This is a genomic window from Priestia sp. HNGD-A6, assembly GCF_045784335.1.
Taxonomy (GTDB): Bacteria; Bacillota; Bacilli; order Bacillales; family Bacillaceae_H; genus Priestia; species Priestia zanthoxyli.
On the sequence record NZ_CP138621.1, the window covers coordinates 938,855 to 963,058 of the forward strand.

At 37.9% G+C, this 24,204-nt stretch carries 17 protein-coding genes; 2 read left to right on the plus strand and 15 right to left on the minus strand.

The window, feature by feature from the left end:
• Window positions 1–6: 6 nt before the first annotated feature.
• The 3 genes from gucD to SCI76_RS04850 all read right to left on the minus strand — a co-directional run bounded on the left by gucD (window position 7) and on the right by SCI76_RS04850 (window position 4,522).
• On the minus strand, window positions 7–1,473 hold the full coding sequence (gene gucD / locus SCI76_RS04840; RefSeq protein WP_063247243.1) for an alpha-ketoglutaric semialdehyde dehydrogenase GucD: 1,467 nt from the start codon (window positions 1,471–1,473) through the stop codon (window positions 7–9).
• A gap of 40 nt (window positions 1,474–1,513) precedes the next feature.
• Entirely contained in the window at window positions 1,514–2,446 is a 933-nt protein-coding gene (gene kdgD, locus SCI76_RS04845; protein WP_063247242.1) for a 5-dehydro-4-deoxyglucarate dehydratase, read from the minus strand.
• Between the two features lie 156 nt (window positions 2,447–2,602).
• A complete protein-coding gene (locus tag SCI76_RS04850) occupies window positions 2,603–4,522 on the minus strand; it encodes a sigma-54-dependent Fis family transcriptional regulator (RefSeq protein WP_168760658.1) in 1,920 nt (639 codons plus the stop codon).
• A gap of 209 nt (window positions 4,523–4,731) precedes the next feature.
• Between SCI76_RS04850 and garD the strand changes: the two genes are divergently transcribed.
• Entirely contained in the window at window positions 4,732–6,267 is a 1,536-nt protein-coding gene (gene garD / locus SCI76_RS04855) for a galactarate dehydratase (protein ID WP_063247240.1), read from the plus strand.
• Window positions 6,268–6,326: 59 nt separating this feature from the next.
• On the opposite strand, the gene SCI76_RS04860 is transcribed toward garD, so the two are convergent.
• The 11 genes from SCI76_RS04860 to SCI76_RS04910 all read right to left on the minus strand — a co-directional run bounded on the left by SCI76_RS04860 (window position 6,327) and on the right by SCI76_RS04910 (window position 20,740).
• A complete protein-coding gene (locus SCI76_RS04860) occupies window positions 6,327–7,289 on the minus strand; it encodes a DUF3231 family protein (protein WP_231099197.1) in 963 nt (320 codons plus the stop codon).
• 180 nt (window positions 7,290–7,469) lie between these two features.
• The gene (locus tag SCI76_RS04865) at window positions 7,470–8,630 is read right to left on the minus strand and encodes a Ger(x)C family spore germination protein (RefSeq protein ID WP_231099196.1); all 1,161 of its coding nucleotides are present in this window, start codon (window positions 8,628–8,630) and stop codon (window positions 7,470–7,472) included.
• Window positions 8,630–10,153 carry a spore germination protein gene (locus SCI76_RS04870; RefSeq protein WP_168760657.1) on the minus strand — a complete coding sequence of 508 codons (1,524 nt, stop codon included), beginning with the start codon at window positions 10,151–10,153 and terminating at the stop codon, window positions 8,630–8,632. Before SCI76_RS04870 ends, SCI76_RS04865 begins: the two co-directional genes overlap by 1 nt.
• Window positions 10,140–11,234: an endospore germination permease gene (locus SCI76_RS04875; RefSeq protein WP_407545071.1), complete on the minus strand. Its 1,095-nt coding sequence runs from the start codon at window positions 11,232–11,234 to the stop codon at window positions 10,140–10,142. Before SCI76_RS04875 ends, SCI76_RS04870 begins: the two co-directional genes overlap by 14 nt.
• 194 nt (window positions 11,235–11,428) lie before the next feature.
• On the minus strand, window positions 11,429–12,001 hold the full coding sequence (locus SCI76_RS04880; protein WP_063247236.1) for an HTH-type transcriptional regulator Hpr: 573 nt from the start codon (window positions 11,999–12,001) through the stop codon (window positions 11,429–11,431).
• Window positions 12,002–12,233: 232 nt separating this feature from the next.
• Window positions 12,234–13,448, minus strand: coding sequence for a cystathionine gamma-synthase family protein (locus tag SCI76_RS04885; protein WP_407545072.1), 1,215 nt, complete (start codon window positions 13,446–13,448; stop codon window positions 12,234–12,236).
• A gap of 456 nt (window positions 13,449–13,904) precedes the next feature.
• A complete protein-coding gene (locus SCI76_RS04890) occupies window positions 13,905–15,782 on the minus strand; it encodes a sigma-54-dependent Fis family transcriptional regulator (RefSeq protein ID WP_221833510.1) in 1,878 nt (625 codons plus the stop codon).
• A gap of 264 nt (window positions 15,783–16,046) precedes the next feature.
• Window positions 16,047–17,426 (minus strand): dihydrolipoyl dehydrogenase, encoded by a 1,380-nt coding sequence (gene lpdA, locus SCI76_RS04895; RefSeq protein WP_328174787.1) that lies wholly within the window; start codon window positions 17,424–17,426, stop codon window positions 16,047–16,049.
• A gap of 16 nt (window positions 17,427–17,442) precedes the next feature.
• Window positions 17,443–18,669, minus strand: a complete 1,227-nt coding sequence (locus tag SCI76_RS04900; protein ID WP_048021372.1) for a dihydrolipoamide acetyltransferase family protein — start codon at window positions 18,667–18,669, stop codon at window positions 17,443–17,445.
• A 25-nt stretch (window positions 18,670–18,694) separates the two neighbouring features.
• Window positions 18,695–19,729 (minus strand): alpha-ketoacid dehydrogenase subunit beta, encoded by a 1,035-nt coding sequence (locus tag SCI76_RS04905; protein ID WP_028413711.1) that lies wholly within the window; start codon window positions 19,727–19,729, stop codon window positions 18,695–18,697.
• Between the two features lie 18 nt (window positions 19,730–19,747).
• The gene (locus SCI76_RS04910) at window positions 19,748–20,740 is read right to left on the minus strand and encodes a thiamine pyrophosphate-dependent dehydrogenase E1 component subunit alpha (protein WP_063247231.1); all 993 of its coding nucleotides are present in this window, start codon (window positions 20,738–20,740) and stop codon (window positions 19,748–19,750) included.
• 456 nt (window positions 20,741–21,196) lie between these two features.
• Between SCI76_RS04910 and SCI76_RS04915 the strand changes: the two genes are divergently transcribed.
• Window positions 21,197–22,531 carry an ArsB/NhaD family transporter gene (locus SCI76_RS04915; protein WP_033579516.1) on the plus strand — a complete coding sequence of 445 codons (1,335 nt, stop codon included), beginning with the start codon at window positions 21,197–21,199 and terminating at the stop codon, window positions 22,529–22,531.
• 79 nt (window positions 22,532–22,610) lie between these two features.
• On the opposite strand, the gene SCI76_RS04920 is transcribed toward SCI76_RS04915, so the two are convergent.
• A complete protein-coding gene (locus SCI76_RS04920) occupies window positions 22,611–23,987 on the minus strand; it encodes an NCS2 family permease (RefSeq protein WP_063247230.1) in 1,377 nt (458 codons plus the stop codon).
• Between the last annotated feature and the right edge of the window lie 217 nt (window positions 23,988–24,204).

Consider the following 24,204-nt stretch of genomic DNA (forward strand, 5'->3'; position numbering starts at 1 on the left):
AGGTACTTAACTTTTTATAAAAACAGTTTTAATAGCAGTGAAAAACTCCTTAGCAGCCTCCCCTTGTTCTCTAGAGTGAGAACTTGATTGTTTCATGCCTCCAAACGGTGCCTGAAGTTCAACGCCTGCGCTTTCCGAGTTAATTCGAATAAGTCCAGCATCCATTTCATTAATAAATGAAAGCATATGAGAAATATTTGTAGTGAAAATAGAAGCGCTTAGCCCATATTGAACATCGTTAGCTAGTGCTAATGCTTCCTCGATGGATTCTACTTTCATCAGCGCTATGACAGGACCAAAAATTTCTTCTTGTGAAATCGTCATATTCGATTCTACGTTTTCAAAAATAGTAGGTTCTACGTAAAATCCATTTTCGTATTCCCCGTCAGTTAACTGACGTCCTCCGTATAAAAGAGTTGCACCTTCACTTTTTCCTTTTTCAATATATGACAATACGGTTTGTAACTGATTTTCGCTTGCACATGGCCCCATCCACGTTTCCACGTTTAACCCTTCTCCAACGGTAATTTCTTTTGTTTTTGCTAATAGCTTTTGTTTGAATTTTTCATATACCTCGTGCTGAACAATTACCCGACTAGTCGCAGTACATTTTTGACCTGTGGAACGGAATGCACCGCTGATCGTACCTTCTACTGCTAAATCTAAATCTGCATCCGCCGCTACAATTACCGGGTTCTTCCCCCCCATTTCTAACTGATATTTAGCTCCTCGAACGAAAGCCTGTTGACCAATTTGTTTGCCTACTCGATCGGATCCTGTAAATGTAATCGCATTAATTTCTGGATGTTCAGCAATAGCTTGACCAATGATTGATCCAGAGCCCGTAATCATATTTACTACACCCGCTGGAATTTCTGCTTCTTCAAAACATTCGATAATCTTAGCACACGTAATAGCTGTTTCAGTAGCTGGCTTAATTATTACAGTATTTCCGTAAACAAGTGCCGGAGCTATTTTCCATATAGGAATAGCAATAGGAAAGTTCCATGGAGTGATAACTCCAACAACGCCTAACGGTACTCGAGATGTAAACATCAATGCTTCAGCATCCGTAGAAGGAATTACATCTCCCATTTTTCTCATACCTTCCCCTGCATAGTATCGAAGAATAGCTATTCCGCGAGCTGTTTCTCCTTTTGTTTCAGCCAAGGTTTTTCCCATTTCACGTGTAGCACATTCCGCAATTTCATCTAGTCTATCTTCCATAATATCCGCAGCTTTGTGAAGGTACTGTCCGCGAGCTGCGCCTGACAAGCGCTTCCATTTTTCTTGAGCTTGTTTAGCTGCTTTTACCGCTAGATTTAAATCTTCAAGAGTTGATTTTTGTACATATCCTACAGCCTCTTTCCTATTGGCTGGGTTTAGACTCTCCATCATCTCTTGAGACGATGATGGAACACCTTTTCCGTTAATAAAATTTAAGTATTGTTTGTCTTGAACACTAATTGTCATATGAACTCTCCTTTTTTATAAAGCGTTTACATTTTATTGATTAAGATAAAACTTGTTTAGAGGATTTAGGATATTGATCAAATGCTTGTGTTAAAATCTTTTCAAGCTGTGCGTAATGTTCTTTATCTACTGAAACAATAGGAGGCCTTACTGTATCTGTAATAGGTAAACCTATAATTTCCATCCCTGCTTTAATCAATGAAACAGCATATCCTTTTTTTTGCTTGCGAATATCGTTAATTGGAAGAATTATATTTTGGTAGAGTTCACTTAGTAACTCTTGATCATGACTTAATAAAGCGTTGTAAAACATTCTTGATATGTGCGGGACATAGTTAGAGATTGCTGACGAATAAGAATCAAATCCAATTGGAGCGTATGCTGGCATCGTTACTTCAGCCATTGGCATTCCGTTTAGCCAGCTTAGTCGTTTTCCTAAAGACTGAGTTAATTCTATATTTAATTCCATATTTCCATATCCGTCTTTTAATCCTACTAGTTGGTTTAATTCTGTAAGCTTTTCTAAAGTTGGCAACTTTAAAATAGCATTATCTCTTTGATAAACAATTGCGTTTAAATTTGTATGCTCAATGATTGCTTTTAGATAGTTGTAAAGGCCCTCTTGTTCACCTTCAATTAAGTATGGAGGTAAAATTAAATAGCCATCTGCCTGTTTTTCCTCTGAAATACGAGCCCACTCTAAAGCTGTAGAAAGATTACCGCCCACCCCTGTATAAACGGGAACTTTTCCGTTGACGACAGATATAGCTACTTCTAACATTGCTGTATATTCTTTTGTACTTAAGGATTGAAATTCCCCTGAACCGCAAGCGATGAAGATAGCCTCCAACCCTTCGTCTAATAAAAATTGAATATTCGCCTCTAAAGCCTTTTCATCTAATTTTCCTTGGTTATTAAGGGGAGCAACGGGGAAACCTAAAATTCCTGTAGGTGTTTTTCTATTCATATTCACATGCATATCCTCCTATAAATTTTCAGATAATTTTTACATTTTTATTGTAAGACAAATTAAATTGTTTGTCAATAAAATAAATAAGCTTAAATTATTAAATAAAGAATTTTAAAATAGAAACAAAAAACACCCCTAAGAAGGAGATGTTTTTTGTTTCTATTTATACGCCTTTTTTATTTCAATTTCATAGTTTCTCAACTTACGGTAAAGTGTACTTCGATCAATTCCTAACAATTTAGCTGCTTGAGATATATTGGAATGAGTTTCTGTTAAAGCAAGTAAAATTTGCTCTTTTTCAGGTTGAAGATGATTGGTGGTTTCTGCTTCTTCACCGATGTAATTTGTTTCAAAAGCATTTTCGTTTAGCTGCTCTTTTATATCCTGATCCGAAACTACATTATTTTTACTGATCACTACTAACCTTTCAATAAAATGCATCAATTCTCTTACATTTCCTTTCCATTCATAGGTAGTTAATTGGGAATAAGCTTTTTCTGTAATCTCTATATTTTTCTTTTGATAGAGTTTCGTATAATAGACTAAAAAATGCTGAGCAAGGTAACGGATATCACTTTTTCTTTTACGGAGCGGTGGAATATTTATAGTTAAGACCTTAAGCCTGTAAAGTAAATCCTCTCGAAATTTGCCTTTTTCTACGACTTTTAATAAATTTTTGTTCGTTGCTGCAATAACTCTTACATCTACAGGAATATATTTATTATCACCTAAGCGCATAACCTGTTTTTCTTGTAAAACTCTAAGTAAGCGCGATTGTCCATATGTATCCATCTCAGAGATTTCATCCAGAAAAATCGTTCCTCGATGCGCCATTTCAAACAAACCTTGCTTTCCTTTTCTGGTCGCCCCAGTAAAGGCCCCTTCTACATATCCAAATAACTCACTTTCCAGTAAATTAGGCGGAATGGCGGCACAATTAACAGCAACAAAAGGACCGTTTTTCCGCAAACTTTCTGCATGAATACTCTGAGCAAATAACTCTTTCCCAGTGCCAGACTCCCCATAAATTAGAACGGTTGCATCTACCGAAGACACTGTCTGTCCAATCCGTTTGGCTTCACAAATATGCTTAGAATGTCCTAAAATATCAGAAAATGTGTAGCGTGTCTCGAACTTTCTTGACAGTACTTCCCCTCTAATTTTAGCTTCCATTTCTTGAATACTTGTAATATCTTGAAAAGTTATCATTGCTCCAATAATGTCTTTCTCCACTTTAATTGGAGCAATATTAAATATTAAACTTTTATTTTTGATTTTTTTGATTATACCTAGATGCTCTTCTCCTTCAAAACAATTTTTAATAGGCAAAAAAGGCATAGCAGCATCGATCTGCTTTCCTAGCACTTCTTGCCTTTTTAATTCTAGTAAATGCTCAGCAGCATGATTAAATACTTCTACTTTTTTATTTCTATTAATACTAATAATTCCTTGTATAGAATAATCAATAAGGGCTTTAACTGTTTGGGAACGCTCTTTTTCAATTTTTCTTCCTAAAGAAATCTTTTTAGCTTCTAAAAATGCTGTTCTAACAGCGGAGTTTCCAGATTCAATAGGAATTGCCTTAAAGCCTTTCCTAAGCGATAAAGTAGTTGTTTTCATTCCACCAATAACAATATCTGTTTCTATCGAAGAAAGTTGCTCAATACAAGTTGGAATATCTTCAACTGAATTAAGAGGATAAATAGAAAGGTTGATACCCAAAATATCTGCTAAAATTTCCACATCATTTTTCATATTCTGAAAAGCGAGCATGGCCACTTTAGGATTCTCTAAGTCTGTTGCCTTCTTGCTTTTATAAAAGGCTTGAGCTAAATCTTGTCCTGTAATTGGAATTTCAACTAGAGGAATTCTGCTTACAGAATCAGTAATTAACCTTGCAGTCCCTCCTCTGCAAACGATAACATCACAACTGGATTCTAATGTATTGGCGAGTTTTACGGCGCGACTTAACCTTGCAAGATAGATTTCAACCTCTCCTTGTAATCCTAACTCTTGAATTACTCTTCTCCCTTGTAAAAACAGTTGTTTATCTGGAGCAATAAAAGCAATTTTTGACATATTCGTTCCCTCCTTATTAGTTAGAATATTCTAGTTATTATAACGCATTGACACAACAATTGTTGCTTTATGTACAACAATTGTTGTATATTTCATCACTTTTATACGATATAAAGGCTTTTTTACCCGTTAAAGCACTTGGCATGCTTATTGCAATAAAGATGAACATGTTTAGAAAGAAATTAAAAACGATTAAGGAGAGATGAATCATGTCTTTGCAAATCAATCAAACGGAAAAACCCCTTTATATCAAAGTAAATGAAAACGATAATGTTGCTACTATTGTAAACTCAAAAGGATTGCCGAAAGGAACTGTTTTTCCATCTGGGTTAGAGTTAAAAGAATATATCCCTCAAGGGCATAAAGTTTCATTAAGAAACTTTGAGAAAGATGACAAAATTATTCGCTATGGAGAAATTATCGGAACTGCTTCCTCACCAATTTCTCAGGGAACTTGGGTAAAAGAATCATATGTTACCCTGCCTGATCCTCCTATTTTAGAAAAGTTGCCTTTGGAAACTAAAGTTTTTGCCCCTTTACCTCCTTTAGAAGGTTACACATTTGAAGGCTATAAAAATACAAATGGAAGTGTTGGAACAAAAAATATACTTGGGATTGCGACAAGTGTTCAATGTGTAGCAGGAGTACTTGATTATGCGGTTAAAAAAATCAAAACAGAGCTTCTTCCTTCTTATCCAAATGTAGAGGATGTAGTAGCTTTAACTCATAATTATGGCTGCGGAGTTGCTATTAATGCACCGGACGCCGTCATTCCGATTCGTACATTACAAAATCTTTCTACCCATCCAAATTTCGGGGGTGAAGTTTTAGTAGTTGGCTTAGGGTGTGAAAAGCTTCTTCCTGAACGTTTGATTCCCCAGGAGGATTCAGGAAATATAACACGTTTGCAAGACCAGACAGGTTTTAAGCAAATGGTTGCTACAATCATAGAGATGGCAGAGGGAAAATTAATTGAGCTAAATAACAGGACGCGCGTAACCTGCCCCCTATCTGATTTAACGGTAGGTTTACAATGTGGAGGAAGCGATGCCTTTTCCGGTGTTACCGCCAATCCAGCAGTTGGATATGCGGCAGATTTACTAGTAAGAGCAGGCGCTACTGTTTTATTTTCTGAAGTTACTGAAGTTCGAGATGCTATTCATTTGTTAACGCCACGAACAATTAATGAAGAAGTCGGTCAATCTCTAATTAATGAAATGAAGTGGTATGATCAATATTTAAAAAGAGGCGAAGCTGATAGAAGTGCAAATCCTTCACCTGGAAATAAAAAAGGCGGACTTGTAAACGTAGTAGAAAAAGCACTTGGCTCTATAGCTAAAGCAGGAACAACTCCAATCGTCGAAGTTTTATCGCCTGGAGAAAAGCCGACTAAAAAAGGCTTAATCTATGCAGCAACTCCGGCGAGTGATTTTGTATGCGGAACATTACAGTTAGCTTCTGGGATGAACATGCATATTTTCACAACAGGGAGAGGAACTCCATATGGCCTGGCAATGGCACCTGTTCTTAAAGTATCTACTAGAAGTTCATTAACTGAGCAATGGGACGATTTAATAGATTTAGATGCAGGAAGAATAGCACAAGGAGAGGCAACCATTGAGGAGGTGGGTTGGGAGCTCTTTCACTTAATTATAGAAATTGCAAGCGGCCATAAGAAAACGTGGAGTGATTATTGGGGGCTGCATAATGATTTATGTCTGTTTAATCCTGCTCCTTTAACTTAACAAGATAACGAGAACCTGTTTCTAAACTGGTTCTCGTTGTTTTATGACGCGTTGAGTAACTAATTGGAGATTAAATGACCTCTGTCTGCTGCTTCTGGCGGTGTTTCCATCCAGCCATTTTCCATCATAATATCCGCAGCCTCCTTTACAAACTTTGAGATATTTGTCATTGATTTTCCATATAACAGCGCCAAATCATGTCTTCCATTGACGGCTACCGAATTTCCAAAAGCCCTCATTTTCATTGAGAACATATCCATTTTGTGAAACAGCATTAATTTATCGGAAAATGGTGAAAAAGTCGAAGTAGTAATTAAATGATCAAGAAAAGATGGCGCTGGTAAATTATCTAGATGAAGCTTTTCAACATAGCGTTCTACCGCTTTATTTGTCAGATCTTCGCCTTTTACAAATAATGCACGAATTTTTTCACTTTTAACAACTTGACTAAATGCCAAAATTAAGGCTTTGCTTGTCACATTATTCTCGATGTTATCATACAGATGAGCAATTTCTAATGCGTGCAAAGGTCGAACATCTCCTATAAACCCGCTTAAATAATGAGTAGTAGCGATGTTCACTTTTTCTGGTGCGGGAATAATTGGCGGCTTAATAATAAATCCTTTATCCATTAAGATTGCCTTTATTTGTTCCATCAATTCCATTGTTGCTTTCATACAATACGTTAAAAGCGTCTTTACATCTTCTCTATACATTAGCGGCAGTGCAATACTGTAAATGCTTAAACCCGCTTTAGCAGCATATTTTAAATAATGCACGTAAAATTCATCTTCAAACAGCTTTGGAGCACCTAGGTTCACGTCTTCTTGCGTAAATCCATACGGAATTGGCACATTCTCTTTTGTGAAAATGTCTTTTACGTTACTTTGAAATTCTTCCGTTAAACCTTTTGCATGTTGTAACAGCTTTTTTATATCCGGATCTTCAACGTGTTCAAGAAAATAGCTTAAAATATGTGAAGACATGTTGTTGCCCATATAGGTTGCCCAAAGTTTACCCATTTCGGGGGCTGTTAATTTCTCTTTCACGCTTGTTTTTTTTTGAACCTATTTTAGTTGGTTTGATTGTTTCCATCTATAATCTCCTAATTCGATTTGCTTTTTGGTTGGTCTTTTCTACTTTATCTATTCTTCCACTTTTGATTTAACATTATTAGGTGATAAATGCAGGTTTTCAGTATTTTAGTCTATAGTAGGACCTATTCGCTGTTTGTTTCCGTGCTTAACCTGTACATTGACCTTCACGTTTATTGAGTCTTTTGTTAGAGGAATAGCCCCGTTGCTTTGAACAGCTTTCCATTTACGCAGTTCTTTTTTGTAAAGAACATGAGAAAGCCTGTAAACATCGCTGTTTATACTTAAGCCTTGCGCGTATGTTTCAATAATTTGTTTCTTAATTTTCTGTTCAGCTTCTTTTTTTATAGTTGATAGTTTTTCGTGCTGCGGCATAACTAAAATCGTTGCTTTTGCCCGAACTTTTATATTAAAGGTTAGATTACTACCTTTTAGAACAGGTTCGATCTTTACTTTTTTCTTGTCTACCACAAGATCAATATCGGAATGATCAGGCAGCCTTACCCGTAAACCAGCTCGTACAAATTCATCAGTTATCCATCTAAGCCCTTTGATTTTACTTTCAGAAAAAACTCCTTTTAATTCAGATGATGTAATAGCCACTGCTCCGTTTACTTGAATAGCTGTTTCACTTTTTTGATCCGTTGTTAAATGTTCTTTAGTCTGAACTAGAGGGATGTTTACTTCGTGACTTGGTTCATTAAGATGGATAATGAGCTCTCTTAAATCAACTGGTGGAATAAAGGAGTTTTGCTTGAAAATCACTTTAGGATCGTTCAAGCGAGAAAGAGCATTCGATACTTCGAACATCGGCGTAGCTAACAGCGTTTTTTTCAAAGGGCTTTTCGTCGCATACATCCAAATGTTATATCTCGTTTCCCGATAACGATCTAAAAAGTCCACCGCAGATTTGACAGCGCCATGCTTTAACGCATCGTCCGTTAGAACAAGAAAAGCTAAGTGCCCAAAAAAGATTCTGCGCTGAGAAATTTGATAATACCTAAAAATAGCTTCATCAATGGTTTTTCCTGTTGCGTAGCCAACTTCTACTTTGACTTGACCCGCGCCAGCACCGCTTGCCTCAGATTTTGCCAATAAGCTTAAATTGATTGTCTGCAGGTAAAGAATGTAACGATTATCTTTAAAATCTACCCCCATTCCCTGTGCGTAAACCATTTGTTCCGGTTCATTCGTATCCCAGCACCCCGAAAGAAACAATAAAAAAGAGCTCATAATAAGTATAAGTAAGTTCCTTATGGTCCTTTTCACTAACTTCCTCCTTCTTCGCGGGTGGAATCGCTTGGGTTAAGCATACTAGCTCTCGTTGCTTTTTTACTTTCGGGCAGGCGGAAGAGGGATTTTAAAATATTTTTCGCGTCTAATCGGGTTGCTAATTCGAAATATGGCACACCAAACGTTCGAATGTTTGTAATATAGATCATGACTAAAAAGATGGAAATAAAAAAGCCAAAAAAACCTAAAATGCTAACACAGATAATACTAAAAAAGCGGATCAGTGAAATTGTTCCTATAAGGGACTGATTTGCTAGCGTAAAGGTAGCAATCGTAGAGCCTGCAATGACAACAAGCATGGCAGGACTTGTTAAACCAGCTCTAATGGCTGCATCACCGATAATAAGACCTCCGATTACACTGAGTGTCTGCCCGACAGAAGTCGGGAGTCTAAACCCTGCTTCTCGAAACAATTCAAATAAAAGAAGCATTAGTATCGCTTCAAGAGAGGTAGGAAACGGGACACCTCTTCTTGCCTCAACAATCGTAGCTAATAGGCTGAGCGGAAGCTGATTTTGATGAAAAGCCGTCATTGCAACCCAAAACCCCGGCAAAAAAGCAGCGATAGAAAGCCCGAAGATTCGAAGAATACGCTCAAAAGAGCTGTATAAATATGTATTTTCTTTATCCTCAGATCCTTTTAATAAGTAAAAAAGGTTAATAGGTGTAATATACGCATATGAAGTTCCATCAATTAATATAATGAACCGGCCATTTAACAGAGATTGAACCGCAAAATCAGGTCTTCCTGTATAAGCGTGGCGAGGAAAAAAGCTATACGGATTTTTATTAATGAGCTCTTCTAGCTGTGTTCCGCTGAAAATACCGTCGATATCGATATTCCCTAACTTCTCCATAATTTCGTCAAGTATCTTCTTGTCAGCTACGTCTTCCATGTATAAAATGCTTACTTTTGTTTTTGTTCGTTTTCCAATCTCTAAAGATTTTGTTAACAAGGAAACCGATTTAAGACGCTTACGAATTAAAGCAATATTCACAGGTAAGTCTTCAATAAAATTATCTCTAGGACCCAATATGGTTACTTCATTTTTCGTTTCTTCTGGACTTCTTTGAGGACGGTCAGAAATATCAATAGATACAACAGCGTTCGGTAATCCAAAATCAATGAATAATTTCCCAGAAAAAATTTCCGAAACTGCCTGTTCTTCATTTTGAACGATAGAAACTGAGGGAAGGTTTAATAATTTTATGATCTTGTCTCCTTCTACTTCCCCCTCTAACTTAGCGCAGCATTCCTCTAATCTTTTAGGGATCATTCCATATAGCATTTCCGTACTCACTAAACCGGTACAATAAATCATAAGCACTCGTTTGTTATAAAAATAAACGGTCTCGAAGTTAATATCGCCGCATTTTCCAAATAAATCTCTTAACGTACGCTCATTGATGATCTGAGAACAAGAAGAACTTTCTTTTAAAAGACTTTCGGTCTTTTGTTTTTTAGAGCTGTAGTCTTTTTGCTTCTTAAAAAATTCCACTTTTATCCCTCCTTGTTTTATGAGAAATTAGAAAGACTATGACTACTAAGAAAAGAGAAAAAGCAACAAACAGCCAGAAAGTAGCCGGTATGATTGTAAAAAATAAAAGATTTGAAAAAGTAAAGTCTGTTATAGGAGCCAGCGTGCATACAGTGATAACCACTAAAATGAGTAAAAGAAACCTTTTGTGGCCTTTTTGAAATGGAACTAATTCTTTCATAATAAAAAGAAAGGTCGAAATGCGGATGAAGGTACCCGACAGCCACTGATAAATAGATAAAAAGTCGATATGCTCTATAAACTTTCCAAGTGATGCAATTCCCCATTCTTCATAGGGAGGGAAACGTTGCTTAGAGGCTTCTACAGGACCAAATTCAGTAATTGCCCCAATAAGAGGCCCAATTGTAAGGCCCGTTAAGAGAATTCCTGCCACCGCTAAATGCTTATAGCGTATAGGCTGCGGTACTTTGTGCTGCAAGAAAAGCAGCAGCAGCTCTACCATCCCTGATCCTTGAAATACAATACTTTTAATAACCGGAAAATAGCCATTTTCTAAAACAGGCTGCAATAAAGAATAATCTTTAAATTGAAAGTTTGTAAAAGAAACAAAAAAACCTAATAGTACAATAAAAAATAAAAGAAACACGTTTACAATACTAATCGTTCTCATGCTCGTAGCGGCAAGTAAGCAACAGGTAAAACCAAATAATAAAACGAGTATAATTAAAGGTGTTCGCTGAAGAAAAATAATATTGATCCACGTAATCGTCTCTCGTAAGGTGGCAATTTCCATAATGGCCAAATAAGCGATTATAAGAAAAATAACAACATTGGTAAATGACTTATTCATATGTTTTTTCATCCATTGAAAAAGATGTTCGCCGTTTGTTTTTTTATTTACATATACGAGTAAAGGAACCCATATGAGTGTTAAAAGACAAGTAAGAAGAACAGTGATCCAAGCATCGCGCCCTGCCGTTTTAATTAATGGAGATATAAGCATCACATGAGTTTTTAAGCCAATAAACGTCATCGAAAGAAGGATCAGCTGAAAAACAGAAATTGAGTCTGACTTATTCATGGTAACCACTCCTTCTCTCCGGTAAATTTACTACTGGTAGCTTATCCTAAATTTCTCATAATATAATGGAGAATCATTATTCACAAAATAAAAAAGAGCTGTTTTATACGTGAAGTTTCTCACGGATAAAACAGCTCGGTCTGTTATTCACTTATTTTTACGAAGCCCTATTCTCTGCCCATTATTCAGCGCGTTCAATTACTAGTTAGCTGGACTTCTTTCTTATCTTCCTTTTCTTCTATTCCCGCTTCTTCTATATTCACAAAAGGTTGATCAGCAACGGTCACTAGGTCGCCGCCGCAAACGTGACGAACAACGGTTACGAGCTCTGGAAAATCGGGAAATTTTCCGTATAACGTTTTTAAAGGAAGTGCGCCTTTGCACACCTTACTGTTATGTGGTTCATACCCTTTGAGCGTGTCAAGCAATAATTGTTCTCCCTTTTCAGTCAGTTTGATGTAGGTATTTCTTTTATCATTTTCTCTTTTGGATAGATGCAGATACCCTTGATTTTCTAATTTTTTCGAAAAATTAAATGCTGTAGAGATATGCATAGCGCCTAAGTTAGCTAACTCTGACATCGAGATTTCTCCCGTGCTGCTAGCCAAACATAAAATATGATGCTCATTTACATTCAGACCATAAGGTTTCACCCATTGCTCCCAATCATCTTCTGCAGCTCGCCAGATGGCTTTACTTACCTGCATTAATTTAAATCCAAACAATGATGCATCTTTTATTGTGTATTCATTTTCTTGTTTCGACATACTATCATTCCTTATTTGTAGGCTATTGTAAGTTAGTTTATTTTTAAAGCGTGTAAAAACATTTTTATTTCATCTAATTTATCAGTATACCTACAAAATCAGACGAAAAAATACACGTGCAGTTTAATTTCTCAGCTTTATTCCACAATATCTCTGCAATTTTGAAGAAACGTCTACCAACTAAAAAGAGTTGCTTACCTTATTTTTATTTAAAAAAGTAATACATGTCTTTTTAATTACTAATAGGTGATGCAGATTCTAAGTGAGCAAATGCTTGTTCTAAGTCTGCAATTAAATCTTCCGTATCTTCAATTCCTACAGATATGCGAACCAGTCCTTCGGATATTCCAAGAGCTTTACGTTCTTCAAGCGTACATTCTACGTGACTAGTCGTTCTTGCCGGACCGTAAATCGTTTCAACTGCTCCTAAATTACCGGCTTTATTTGCATACGTTAACTTTGGCAGCAAAATTTTAATAGCTTCCATTTCTCCTTTTAACACAAAGCTTAATATTCCGCCAAAGCCTTTCATTTGTTTTTTGGCAATATGATGATGAGGGTGTGTTTCCAATCCAGGATAATAGACGGCTTCAACAGCTTCTTTCTTTTGAAGAAATTTAGCAATTTCCAAAGCGCTTCGTTCTTGTTGACGTATACGCAGCTTTAACGTCTTCATTCCTCTTAAAATAAGATACGCTGACATAGGGTCCATGGTCGCGCCATTGATCTCACGGTAGTGATACACATGCTGCATTAATTCTTTAGAGCCGCATACTACCCCGCCTAAAGCATCGGCGTGTCCGCTTGAAAATTTTGTGGCGCTGTGAATGACAAGATCTACTCCTAATTGAAGAGGGTTTTGGTTAATTGGTGTCGCAAACGTATTATCAATAATGACCACTGCCCCTACCGATTTTCCTGCTTTCGCTATTCTTTCAATATCAATAATTTTCATCGTAGGATTTGTAGGTGACTCTAAATACAGCACTTTACATCCTTTATTTACTTCCGCTTCAATTTCTTCATGATTTCCCGTATTACATAAGGTTACATCCACTCCAATGTTAGGAAGGAACTCAGTGAAGATTTTATTTGTTCCTCCATATGTATCTTTTACCGATACGACTCGGTCTCCGGGTTTTAAAAAAGTGTACAATGTGCTGCTAATAGCCGCCATGCCGGAGGAAAATGCGACCGACTCTTCTGCTTCTTCAAGTATCCTTACTTTTTCTTCAAAAGCTTTAACCGTAGGATTACTCATGCGATTATACGTATAGCCTGGTTTGTTTCCTAACGCAACTTCTTGCCATTCGTCTACATCATCATAATTGTAAGCTACGCTGAAGACGACGGGAACTTGAGTGGCATTGTAAGCAAGCGATTCTTTTTCTCCTGCCCATACCGCTTTTGTGCCGTCTTGTACATTTCTAAACTGTTTGTCTGTCATTCACTCATCACCTCTGGTTTTGTTAATTAGATATTGATTAAATTATATATTGTATACAATATACTGTATATAGTACAGAATAATCTGATAATAAAATATGCGTACATTCTTCATTAAATTTAAAAAAGATCGAGATATAACGAAATCAACTCAATCTAACGACGAACAAATAGGATACATGAGCTGAACGCTCGTGACATGTCAGTTGGTTCCGTGCAAGACTTCGCTTTCCGCAGGCGGCCGCTTAGCCTTCTCGTCGCATACGCTCCTGTGGAGTCTCACCTGTTCCGCTTTTCCCGCAGGAGTTTTCGTCTTGCCCTCCAATCAACTGCTAGAAGGGTCTAAACAAATCGAACGTACGTTCACCCTAAAAAAAAAAGAACCACTAATTGAAAATCTTGATCAATGGTTCATTTTTTACTTCGTCTAAATTTAAAATAGCTAAAAACTCTCAGCTTATAAATTGAATTTTTTTAGTCTGTTATAAAATGTACTTCTTGGTATATCTAACAGTTTAGCGGCAAGTGACACATTACCCTGCGTTTTACGTAAAGCATCCATCATCAAGTCTTTTTGAACTTTTTCGCGAAATGTGAGTGCGGATAGGGACGTAAAATCGTTTTCTTCTATTTCTTGTGAAGTATCAGAGTGAGAGATGGTCCTCTGACCACCAAGATGTAAAGAACTCAAATAACTCAATATTGTCTCTTTTTCTGTGTCCGCGTTTAGTGAAATTTTCAAGCGTTCAAGTACATTAAATAATTCTCGAACGTTTCCGGGCCACTGGTAATCTATCAATTTATCTACTAGTTCCTTGGGGAAATTCATATTCCAATCATTCGTTTGACAAAAGTACCGCATAAGATGCGGAATATCTTCTTTTCTTTCCCGTAAAGGCGGAACATGCACGGGGTACACGTGAAGCCGGTAGTATAAATCTTCTCGAAACTTCCCTTCATTGACAAGTTGGCGAAGATCTCGATGAGTAGCGGTAATAATCCGGATGTTTACCGGAATTTCCTGATTGCTTCCCACAGGCGTGACCTTGCGCTCTTGCAATACTCTTAACAAAGAAACTTGCATAGAATGAGGAAGCTCACCTATTTCATCAAGAAAAATCGTACCATGATTAGCCTGTTCAAACTTCCCTTGATATCCTTGACGCCGTGCTCCTGTAAAAGCTCCTTCTGCATAGCCAAATAATTCACTTTCCATAAGTTCCTTCGGAATGGCACCACAATTAAGAGCAATAAAAGGCCCGTTTTCACGCGAACTGTTTTCATGAATCGTTCTCGCCACTATTTCTTTTCCAGTACCTGTTTCCCCTAAAATATAGACCGTTGTATCCGTAGGAGCCGCCTGCTTTATTTCTTCTAATGTTCGCTGAAAGGATCGGCTTATGCCTGCTTCTCCTTTAAAACAAAATGATTGAGCAGAGATCTGTTTAGTTGTTTGGTTATGAGTCGTTTCTTCTGATAAGTAAACAATCTTTCCAATAGAATGACCGTGTCTTTTTGAAATGACAGGCACTTCCATCACTATACGAAATCCCTGTTGTACAATTGTATTCAACTGTTGTCCTGACCATTTAGGTATACATTCCCGAACGGTTTTACTTGCTCCTACAATCACTTCTTTGTAATTGCAAAGCAGCAAGAGCTGCTTGCTATCGACAAAATTCATAGAAGCATGAACCAACTCAATTTCGTCTTTGTGCATTCGAATGCTTAACTCCCGTTCGATTGTATACGCAATGGACGTAACCATTCCAAGCATATAAGGATGCGCTCTGTTTACGGGACAGGAAATATTAATAATCCCAATTAAATTTCCGTCGTCATTTCGAACAGGCGCCGCCGAACAGCTCCATTGATGCGAAGCAATCGAATAATGTTCTGTACCTGTTATCATAATGGGTTCTTCCGTTTGCAGAGCCGTCCCGATTGCATTTGTTCCTACTTCTTTTTCTGTCCAACAGGCACCTTCCACAAAATTAATTTTTCTTGCTTCATTCAGTGTAAGTCTATTTCCTGTAATAGATAAAATATAGCCTTCTGGGTCAATTAATAGAGCAACCATTCCTAAATCTGCCGCTGATTGTCTGATTCTTTCTAAGTGCGGCAACGCCGTTTCAAGAAATAAAGAGTTCATTTGTTTTCGAGAATGAAAATCTTCGTTTCTTAAAATCGATCTGCCTTTATCTAGGTAAGGGTTAACATCTGCGCTTTTACAGCGGTGCCACGATTTTACAATGATGTCGTTTAACCTTGAAGATTCAAGTGCTCCTTCGTTTACAAAACGTTTCCATGTGTTTAAAGAAAGTGTGGATTCCATTTCTTACCTCTCCCCTATAAACTTAATTGAATATAGTAAATCAAGGCTTGTTACTATTATTATAAATCACAAAGAAAACGTTATCATTAACAAAGATAGATTCTTAAACTCACGTTATGTAAAAATTAATAGAAAAACTAGACGAGGATGCAGGAAAATCCCTCTCCCTCTTTCATGATTCCTTCATCCTCTAGTTTACCTTTTTGAATCATTCATTTTTACTTTTCATTCTTAAAGAGCTTAATAACTTGAGCACTTGTATAATCATGAGTGAACGGCCTGACCCGCTGAATGCAAAAGAGCTTCATGAATCGCTTCGGATAATGTAGGATGAGCAGCGATAAAGTCTTCCATTACATCCGTGGTCAACTCCCCGTGCAGCATGATAGTTCCTTGTCCAATTAATTCTGTAGCATGTGCACCTACAATGGAAAGCCCAATAATTTCATTAAACTGCGGTTCTACGATTACTTTCACTTTTCCAACAGAATCATTTGCAATCATCGCTTTGCCGTTTGCCGTAAACGAAAATTCTCCGATACGAACATCACCGTATTTTTCTCGGGCTTGTTTTTCTGTCAAACCGACACTTGCAATTTCAGGATGAGTATAGATGCAGCGTGATACAGCTCGGTAATTCACGCTCTTATCTTTTCCGTATGCGTGCAAAGCAGCAACTGTGCCTTCATGAAAGGCTACATGGGCAAGCTGAATTCCACCGACTACATCTCCACAAGCATAGATATTAGGTATATTCGTTTGCATATGTTCATTAACATCAATTCCTTGTTTTGAAAAATGTATGCCAAGCTTTTCTAAACCTAAACCTAGCACTCTAGGCTTTCTCCCAATTGAAATTAATGCATAGTCAGCCTGCAGTTCATACAGTTCTTCTTTATGTTTAAATAGAGCCGTTTTATCTTCTGGCTGCATTTCTGTTAGCGAAGCGGATGTATAAATCGTTACGCCTTTTTTCTCTAACTCTTCCTGCAACATAAAGGCGATATCGGCATCTTCACCAGAAAGCAGCTGATCTGTCGCTTCCACAATCGTTACTTTTGTTCCCATTTGACTGTAAATGCTTGCAAATTCACACCCAATTACCCCTCCTCCTACTATCAAAAGAGATGAAGGGATAGCAGGCAGCGACATCGCTTGTCCACTGTGAATGATCCACTTTCCATCAAACGGAGCAAACGGCAGGCTAGCAGGTTCTGAACCTGCAGCAATAATAAACTGTTCAGCCTCTATTTCTTCTACTTGATTTTCATTTCGCACGGCTAGGCGATGATTTGTCAAAAAAGAAGCTTCTCCTTTCATGACTTTAATACTGTTCTTTTTCATCAAATAGCCAATTCCCCTGACCAAGTTTTTAACAATGGTTGTTTTATGATGCTGAACGCCATCCCAGTTAATTTTCACTTGTTCTAAAGGAAGAGTGATGCCGAATTGCTCAGCTTGCTTTATTTTCTCATAGGCTTCCGCGCTTGCTAATAATGACTTTGTTGGCATGCAGCCCTCATTTAAACATGTTCCACCTAAATCTTTTTGTTCGATTAACGTAACTTGTTTTCCTTGCCGGGCGGCAGTGATTGCCGCCACATATCCTGCAGGACCGCCGCCAATGACAACTAAAGGTTTCATGGAATGCACCACCTTTCTATAAGAGTAGTAAAATAGGTTGCTCTAAGTATTGTTTAATAGTTCCAAGGAAATTAGCTGCAGGTGCTCCGTCCAGTACGCGATGATCAAACGTCAGGCTTAAAGGCAGCACGTTTCTTCTTTGTAAATCGTCTCCTATATACATAGGTACATCTTCAGTAGCTCCCACACCAAGGATTCCTGTTTCAGGCGGGTTCAATACAGGTGTAAAATACTCTACTCCGTAGGCACCGAGATTAGTAATAGTGAATGTGGAACCTTGCATGCTATCAGTACTCAACTGACCTTGCCGAGCATCTGCTGCTCGTGTTTTTATCTCTGCAGCTAATTCAACTAACGGCATTTTTTCAGCATGTTGCACAACAGGAACAACTAGCCCATTTTCTAAAGCCACGGCCATTCCAAGATGAACATGATGATAGAGATGAATTTCGTTATCGATATACGCACTGTTCATTTGCTTGTGTTCTTGAAGTGAAAGAACAACAGCGCGAGCAATAAAATCAGTTAGAGAGATTTTCACCTTATGGCGTTGTTGAATCACTTCTTTAATTTCTCGTTGAAGAGACAGCAAATCCGTCACGTCAGCTTTCATATTAATCGTTAATTGAGCACTGTTTAGTAAGCTATTATGCATTCGGCCTGCAATGACTTTCCTCATCCCCGCTACTGGAAGCGTTTCTTTTTTTGTAGCTTTATCTATTTCAACTGGTGGATGACTTGTTTCTGAAGCTTTTTCTGTCAGCACTTTCTCTACATCCGCTTTTGTGATTCTTCCTTTTGGTCCCGTGCCTTTAATCATTTCAATGTCAAGGTTTTCAGATTCTGCTATTTTCCGTGCAATTGGTGAAATGCGCACAGTTTCTTTGCTCTTCTTTGATGAAGCTGCGTTTGCTGGCGGCTCTTCTAAAGAGACAGCAGCCGCTACCTCGTTTTTAGGCGCTTGCAGCTCATTTGCTGAACGGTTCTGCTCAGTGAGCTGCTCGTTTGGCTTTCCAACATAACAGATAATCGTTCCAGGAGGCACTCCTATATCTTCTTGCACAAGGATATCAAGAATCACACCGTCCTGCGGCGCTTCAATTTCCATTTCTATTTTTTCAGAATTAATACTTGCAATCATATCTCCTTTTGAAACGGAGTCTCCCACTTTTTTATTCCATGTCGAAACGGTTCCTTCTTTCATTGCCATACCTAGTTTTGGCATTACAACCTCTGCAGCCATTTGCTTCCTCCTCCTTTCTCTTTACTTACACGCTTAGAAGCGATTTATCTCCTAGCAACTCCGATACAACTTCAATTACTTTTTGCGGTGTTGGCAGATAAATATCTTCTAATGGAGGTGAAAATGGTACAGGTGTATGTGGTGCTGTAATTCGTTTAATAGGTGCATCAAGCATATCAAATCCTTTATCAGCAACTAGCGCAGCAATATCTGTTGCGATGCTGCATCTTGGGTTAGCTTCGTCAATAACAATTAATCGATTCGTTTTTTCTACAGAAGAAAGAATCGTCTCTTCGTCAAAAGGTGATAGACTTCGCGGATCGACTACTTCTACGTCAATTCCTTTGTGAGATAATTGATCTGCGGCTGTAAGTGCAGTATTTACTTGTTTGCCAATCGCTACAATAGTTAAATCTGTTCCTTCGCGTTTCACGTCTGCTTTTCCTAATGGAATCGTATAATAGCCTTCAGGAACCTCACCTTTCATGTTGTACAATGTTTTGTCTTCAAAAAAGATAACCGGATCATTGTCTTCAATTGCTGCTAATAATAAACCTTTTGCATCGTAAGGGGTAGAGGGCACCACTACTTTAATGCCAGGAATGCTAGTGAACAAAGCATACAAGCTCTGAGAATGCTGAGCCGCAGCTCTGAATCCAGCTCCATGAGTCGTTCGAATTGTAACGGGCACTTCTGCTTTTCCTCCGAACATGTATCTAAATTTTGCGCCTTGATTCAGCACTTGATCTAAGCAGCAGCCAATAAAGTCATTAAACATTAATTCTGCAACCGGTCTTAACCCCGTAGCTGCCGCTCCCATTGCAGCTCCTATATAAGCTGCTTCTGAAATAGGCGTATCAAGAATTCGTTCACGTCCAAATTCTTGTACAAGTCCCTTTGTCACTCCAAGGACACCGCCCCAAGCCTCATCATCTTGCAGGTGGTCAATTTCCGCTCCGCCAGCTACATCTTCTCCCAGCAGAATCACATTCTCATCTTTTCGCATCGCTAGTTTCATTGCTTCGTTGATAGCTTCAGACATACTTAATTTTCTAGTCATTTTCTTTTCCCCCTTTAATTAGTAAGATACATAAACATCTGTTAATAGTTCGGAAGCATCAGGATAATCGCTTGTTTCTGCTAGCTCAACTGCGCGTTTTACTGCTTTTTCTACGTCACTTTCAATATCTCTAAGCTCTTTTTCTGTTACTACTTGTTCTGAAAGCAAATAGTTTTCAAAAAGAGCAATCGCATCTTTTTCCTGAAGATGTTCTTTCTTTTCACTGCCTGATTTGTACGTTTGTGCGTCGCCTTCGAAATGCCCGTAATTTCGATACGTTACACATTCAATTAACGTGGGGCCTTCCCCTCTGCGAGCTCGTTGAATCGCTTCAGCAGCTGCTTCATAAACAGCCATCACGTCTTTTCCATCCACTCGTACGCCTGGAATATTGTAAGATGCGGCACGGTCTGCAATCGTGCTGCAGCTTGAAGCATAAGAAAAGGGAGTTGCCTCTCCGTAGCCATTATTCTCAGCAACAAAAACAACAGGCAGTTTCCAAATGGCTGCTAAGTTAATTCCTTCATGAAACGTTCCTTCATTGCCCGCTCCGTCTCCAAAAAAGCAAACGCTTACATCTCTTGTCTTTTTATATTTAGCAGTTAAAGCAGAACCACATGCAAGCGGAAATCCTCCTCCTACAATTCCATTTGCTCCTAAAATTCCTTTATCTAAATCCGCGATATGCATAGATCCGCCTTTTCCTTTGCCTAACCCGGTTACCTTCCCAAATAGTTCAGCCATCATTCCATCTAAATCGCCGCCTTTAGCAATACAATGACCGTGTCCACGATGAGTGCTCGTAATACTGTCACTGTCATTAAGGTGAGCGCACATTCCAACCGCTATCGCTTCTTCACCTGCATACAGATGAACAAAACCAGGCAGTACACCTTTTGCAAAAATTTGATGTACTTCATCTTCAAACTTTCGAATTTCTACCATTTTCTGATACATCCAGCTGGCTTTTTCTTTCGTAAGCTTTTCTGTTTTATTTTGAGCAGTTTTCATTATGGTAAGCCTCCTCATTTGATTATCAAACTTCACTTAATTACTCTTGCAAGTACCGTGCCAACATGAAAACCGCTTTATCTTAGCAATCCATTGTTTTATTTGTTCTCACAAAGTTAGACAAAATTGGACACTGTTCCAACTTTGTCTAACTTTGTCCGATATTAGAGGAATCAATTATGTAAACTGAATTTAAGGTGCATAATAAGCGTGTGGGTTGAAAATCACATGAATAATTAGCAAGAAAGCTTTTATGTAAATATGATATAATGCTGAAGGAATCGTCTGCATTTTGAAGAACACCAAAGCTTTTAAAGGAGGTTGGTTAAAGGAAAGCGGATTTTATAGAAGTTTCACCGTAAAGTTGGATGTAAATTAAACGATGAAAGATGAGGTGAAAACCTGGACAACATCCAAAGTTCTCGTCACTAGATGACATATCGCCAGGTTACTGTTATGCACAATGCAATTCAACACATTACAAGTTTTCATGTATACGCAGCCATTATTATATTTATCATTACATATTTTTTGATTATGACCGAGAAGATCAATCGCGCTTCAGCAGCTCTTTTAGGTGCTATATTGATGATTTTGTTAGGTATTGTTGACTTTAATAAGGCCATTATGGAGCATATTCAATGGGAAACGATTGTCCTGCTTATGGGTATGATGATTTTAGTCGGCATCACAAACAAAACAGGCGTGTTTCAATACGCAGCCATCAAGTCTGCTAAAATTGCTAAAGGTGATCCGGTTCGAATTCTAGTTATTTTATCGATTTTAACAGGCGTCGGATCAGCTTTTTTAGACAATGTAACAACGGTGTTGTTAATTGTTCCGGTTACATTTTCGATTACTACTATTTTAAACATTAATCCTTTTCCGTTTCTTATATCAGAAGTGCTGTTTTCAAATATTGGAGGAACGGCAACTTTAATAGGCGACCCCCCTAATATCATGATTGGGGCAGCGAATCCTCACCTTGATTTTAATGCTTTTTTATTAAATTTAACTCCTGCAGTGCTGATTATCGGTGTTGTTACGCTGGGGATTCTTGTTCTTATCTATCGTAAAAAGTTAAAAGTAGAAGATAGTAAAAAGCAAGAGTTAATGAGTTTAAATGAAAAAGATTATATTCAAGATTCTGTTTTAATGAAAAAATCGTTAACTGTATTAGTATTAACGATTCTAGGTTTTACCCTGCATTCTGTTTTGCACATTGATGCGGCTATGGTAGCCATTACAGGTGCTGCTGTACTACTGGTAATTGGATTAAGAACTCATGATGAAGTAGAAAGCGCATTTGATTCTGTTGAATGGACAACCATTATTTTCTTTGCAGGTTTGTTTGTTCTTGTCGGAGGCTTAATCGATGTAGGCATTATTAAAAAGCTGGCTGCTGGCGCGTTGAACGTTACAGACGGCAATATCGCACTCTCAGCTTATCTCATTTTGTGGATTAGTGGCATTGCCTCAGCTGTTATTGATAACATTCCTTTTGTTGCTACAATGATTCCACTTATTCAAGATATGGCTCATGGAATGGGAATGAGCCCTGATTCTGCTCAAATCAATGTACTATGGTGGTCATTGGCTCTAGGAGCATGTTTGGGAGGAAACGGTACGTTAATTGGAGCATCTGCCAACGTCATTGTAGCTGGCATGGCTGTAAAAAAAGGACATAAATTTTCGTTTATGGACTTTTTGAAAATTGGAGCTCCAATTATGCTTGTATCTCTTTTAATTTCAACGTTATATATCTTCCTTCGCTATCTTTTATTTCTGTAAGGGAGAGAGATTAAAATCTACACGATCAGTAAAAAAGACTTCTCAGCTGAGAAGTCTTTTTTGCTCTAGATATATGCGTTCAAGCAGCCCAGATGAAGTTGATAATAAAAGCGGCGCTAATGATGTACATAATCCAGTGGATTTCTTTCGCCTTGCCGGCTAACAATTTAACGAACGTATAAGATAAAAACCCTAGCGCTAAGCCTTCGCCGATACTAAATGTTAACGGCATCAAAATAATGGTGCAAAAAGCAGGTACAGCATCTGTTATTTCGTCGAGAGGAATGTTTTTAATTTCTGTTAACATGAGAGCTCCAACCATAATTAAAATAGGCGCTGTAGCAAAAGCAGGAATAATGCTGATCAATGGAGTGAACAAAATACTGACTAAAAACAGCATGGCAACAACCAGTGCTTTAAGACCCGTTTTGCCTCCTTCTGCAATTCCCGCCGCGTTTTCTACATACGCGTTCATTGCGGTAGATCCCATAGCAGCACTGGCTACAGTCGCAAGAGAATCTGCCATAAGCGCTTTATCTAACCCTTTAATTTCTCCTTTTTCATCCATTAGTCCAGCTTTTTTAGATAATCCAATCATCGATCCTAAATTATCAAATAGCTCCACAAGCGTAAATGAAAAAATAATAGAGAAAAGACCGTAGTGGAGAGCAGATTTAATATCCATTTGTAAAAAAGTTTCTGACATGCTTGGCATTGAAAACGACACAACGCTGCTGATGCTTTTAGGGGCTTCTACTATGCCCAGCACCATCCCTGCAATTGATACTAGTAAAATACTAATCAAAGCTGCTCCTTTAATTTTTCGAGCAGTTAATACAGTTACCGCGATAAAACCTAATAAAGCAAGTAATGGGCCCGGTTTTGTCAGTTGTCCAAGCGCTACTAAATTTTCTTTGTTGCTTACAATAATTCCAGCTTGCTTAAAACCGATAAAAGCAATAAATAGACCGATTCCAACGGAAATAGCACTTTTTAAAATAGCGGGTATCCCTTCAATAATCTTCTTGCGTAAGCCTGTTATGGTTAAAATAAAAAATACAACCCCTGAAATAAATACGGCTCCTAAACCTGTTTGCCACGTTAACCCTTCACCCAATACCACTGTATACGTAAAAAAAGCGTTTAGCCCCATTCCTGGTGCAACTGCAATAGGCATGTTCGCCCACAGTGCAAACAAAAGAGTTGCAAAAACAGTGGCAAAAATTGTTGCCGCAATTGCCGCTTCTTTTGGAATGCCTGCATCTGCTAAAATCGTCGGATTAACAAAGATAATATAGCTCATCGTCACAAAAGTCGTAATTCCCGCAAGAATTTCTGTTTTTACATCTGTTTTACGTTCTGTTAAATGAAACAGCTTATCTACCCATGAAGGATTAGGTGCTGATTTTTTTATTAGTTCCATATGCTGAGTTTCAACTTTTTCATTTATCGCCACTTGCTTTTCACTCCTTTAATGATCGATTGGATTTTTTTAACTAGTTTTTACAGCCGCTTTATCAACAAGTGTATATTCAGTCATTTCCCCACTCCTTTTTTATGAAAATATGTATAAAAAGAGCCGTGAAAACAGAAGGAAACCCTTCTATCTTCACGGCTCTTTGCTTCTGTAAACAGAAGATAAGCATCCGTCTTTTACGTTTTTTGCAAAACCA

Bases quoted from the DNA above. Each gene is read 5' to 3' on its own strand.
- gucD (WP_063247243.1), bottom strand. From the start codon at position 1,473: ATGACAATTAGTGTTCAAGACAAACAATACTTAAATTTTATTAACGGA.
- SCI76_RS04850 (WP_168760658.1), bottom strand. From the start codon at position 4,522: ATGTCAAAAATTGCTTTTATTGCTCCAGATAAACAACTGTTTTTACAA.
- garD (WP_063247240.1), top strand. From the start codon at position 4,732: ATGTCTTTGCAAATCAATCAAACGGAAAAACCCCTTTATATCAAAGTA.
- SCI76_RS04860 (WP_231099197.1), bottom strand. From the start codon at position 7,289: ATGGGTAAACTTTGGGCAACCTATATGGGCAACAACATGTCTTCACAT.
- SCI76_RS04875 (WP_407545071.1), bottom strand. From the start codon at position 11,234: ATGAATAAGTCAGACTCAATTTCTGTTTTTCAGCTGATCCTTCTTTCG.
- SCI76_RS04880 (WP_063247236.1), bottom strand. From the start codon at position 12,001: ATGTCGAAACAAGAAAATGAATACACAATAAAAGATGCATCATTGTTT.
- SCI76_RS04885 (WP_407545072.1), bottom strand. From the start codon at position 13,448: ATGACAGACAAACAGTTTAGAAATGTACAAGACGGCACAAAAGCGGTA.
- SCI76_RS04890 (WP_221833510.1), bottom strand. From the start codon at position 15,782: ATGGAATCCACACTTTCTTTAAACACATGGAAACGTTTTGTAAACGAA.
- lpdA (WP_328174787.1), bottom strand. From the start codon at position 17,426: ATGAAACCTTTAGTTGTCATTGGCGGCGGTCCTGCAGGATATGTGGCG.
- SCI76_RS04900 (WP_048021372.1), bottom strand. From the start codon at position 18,669: ATGGCTGCAGAGGTTGTAATGCCAAAACTAGGTATGGCAATGAAAGAA.
- SCI76_RS04905 (WP_028413711.1), bottom strand. From the start codon at position 19,729: ATGACTAGAAAATTAAGTATGTCTGAAGCTATCAACGAAGCAATGAAA.
- SCI76_RS04910 (WP_063247231.1), bottom strand. From the start codon at position 20,740: ATGAAAACTGCTCAAAATAAAACAGAAAAGCTTACGAAAGAAAAAGCC.
- SCI76_RS04915 (WP_033579516.1), top strand. From the start codon at position 21,197: ATGCACAATGCAATTCAACACATTACAAGTTTTCATGTATACGCAGCC.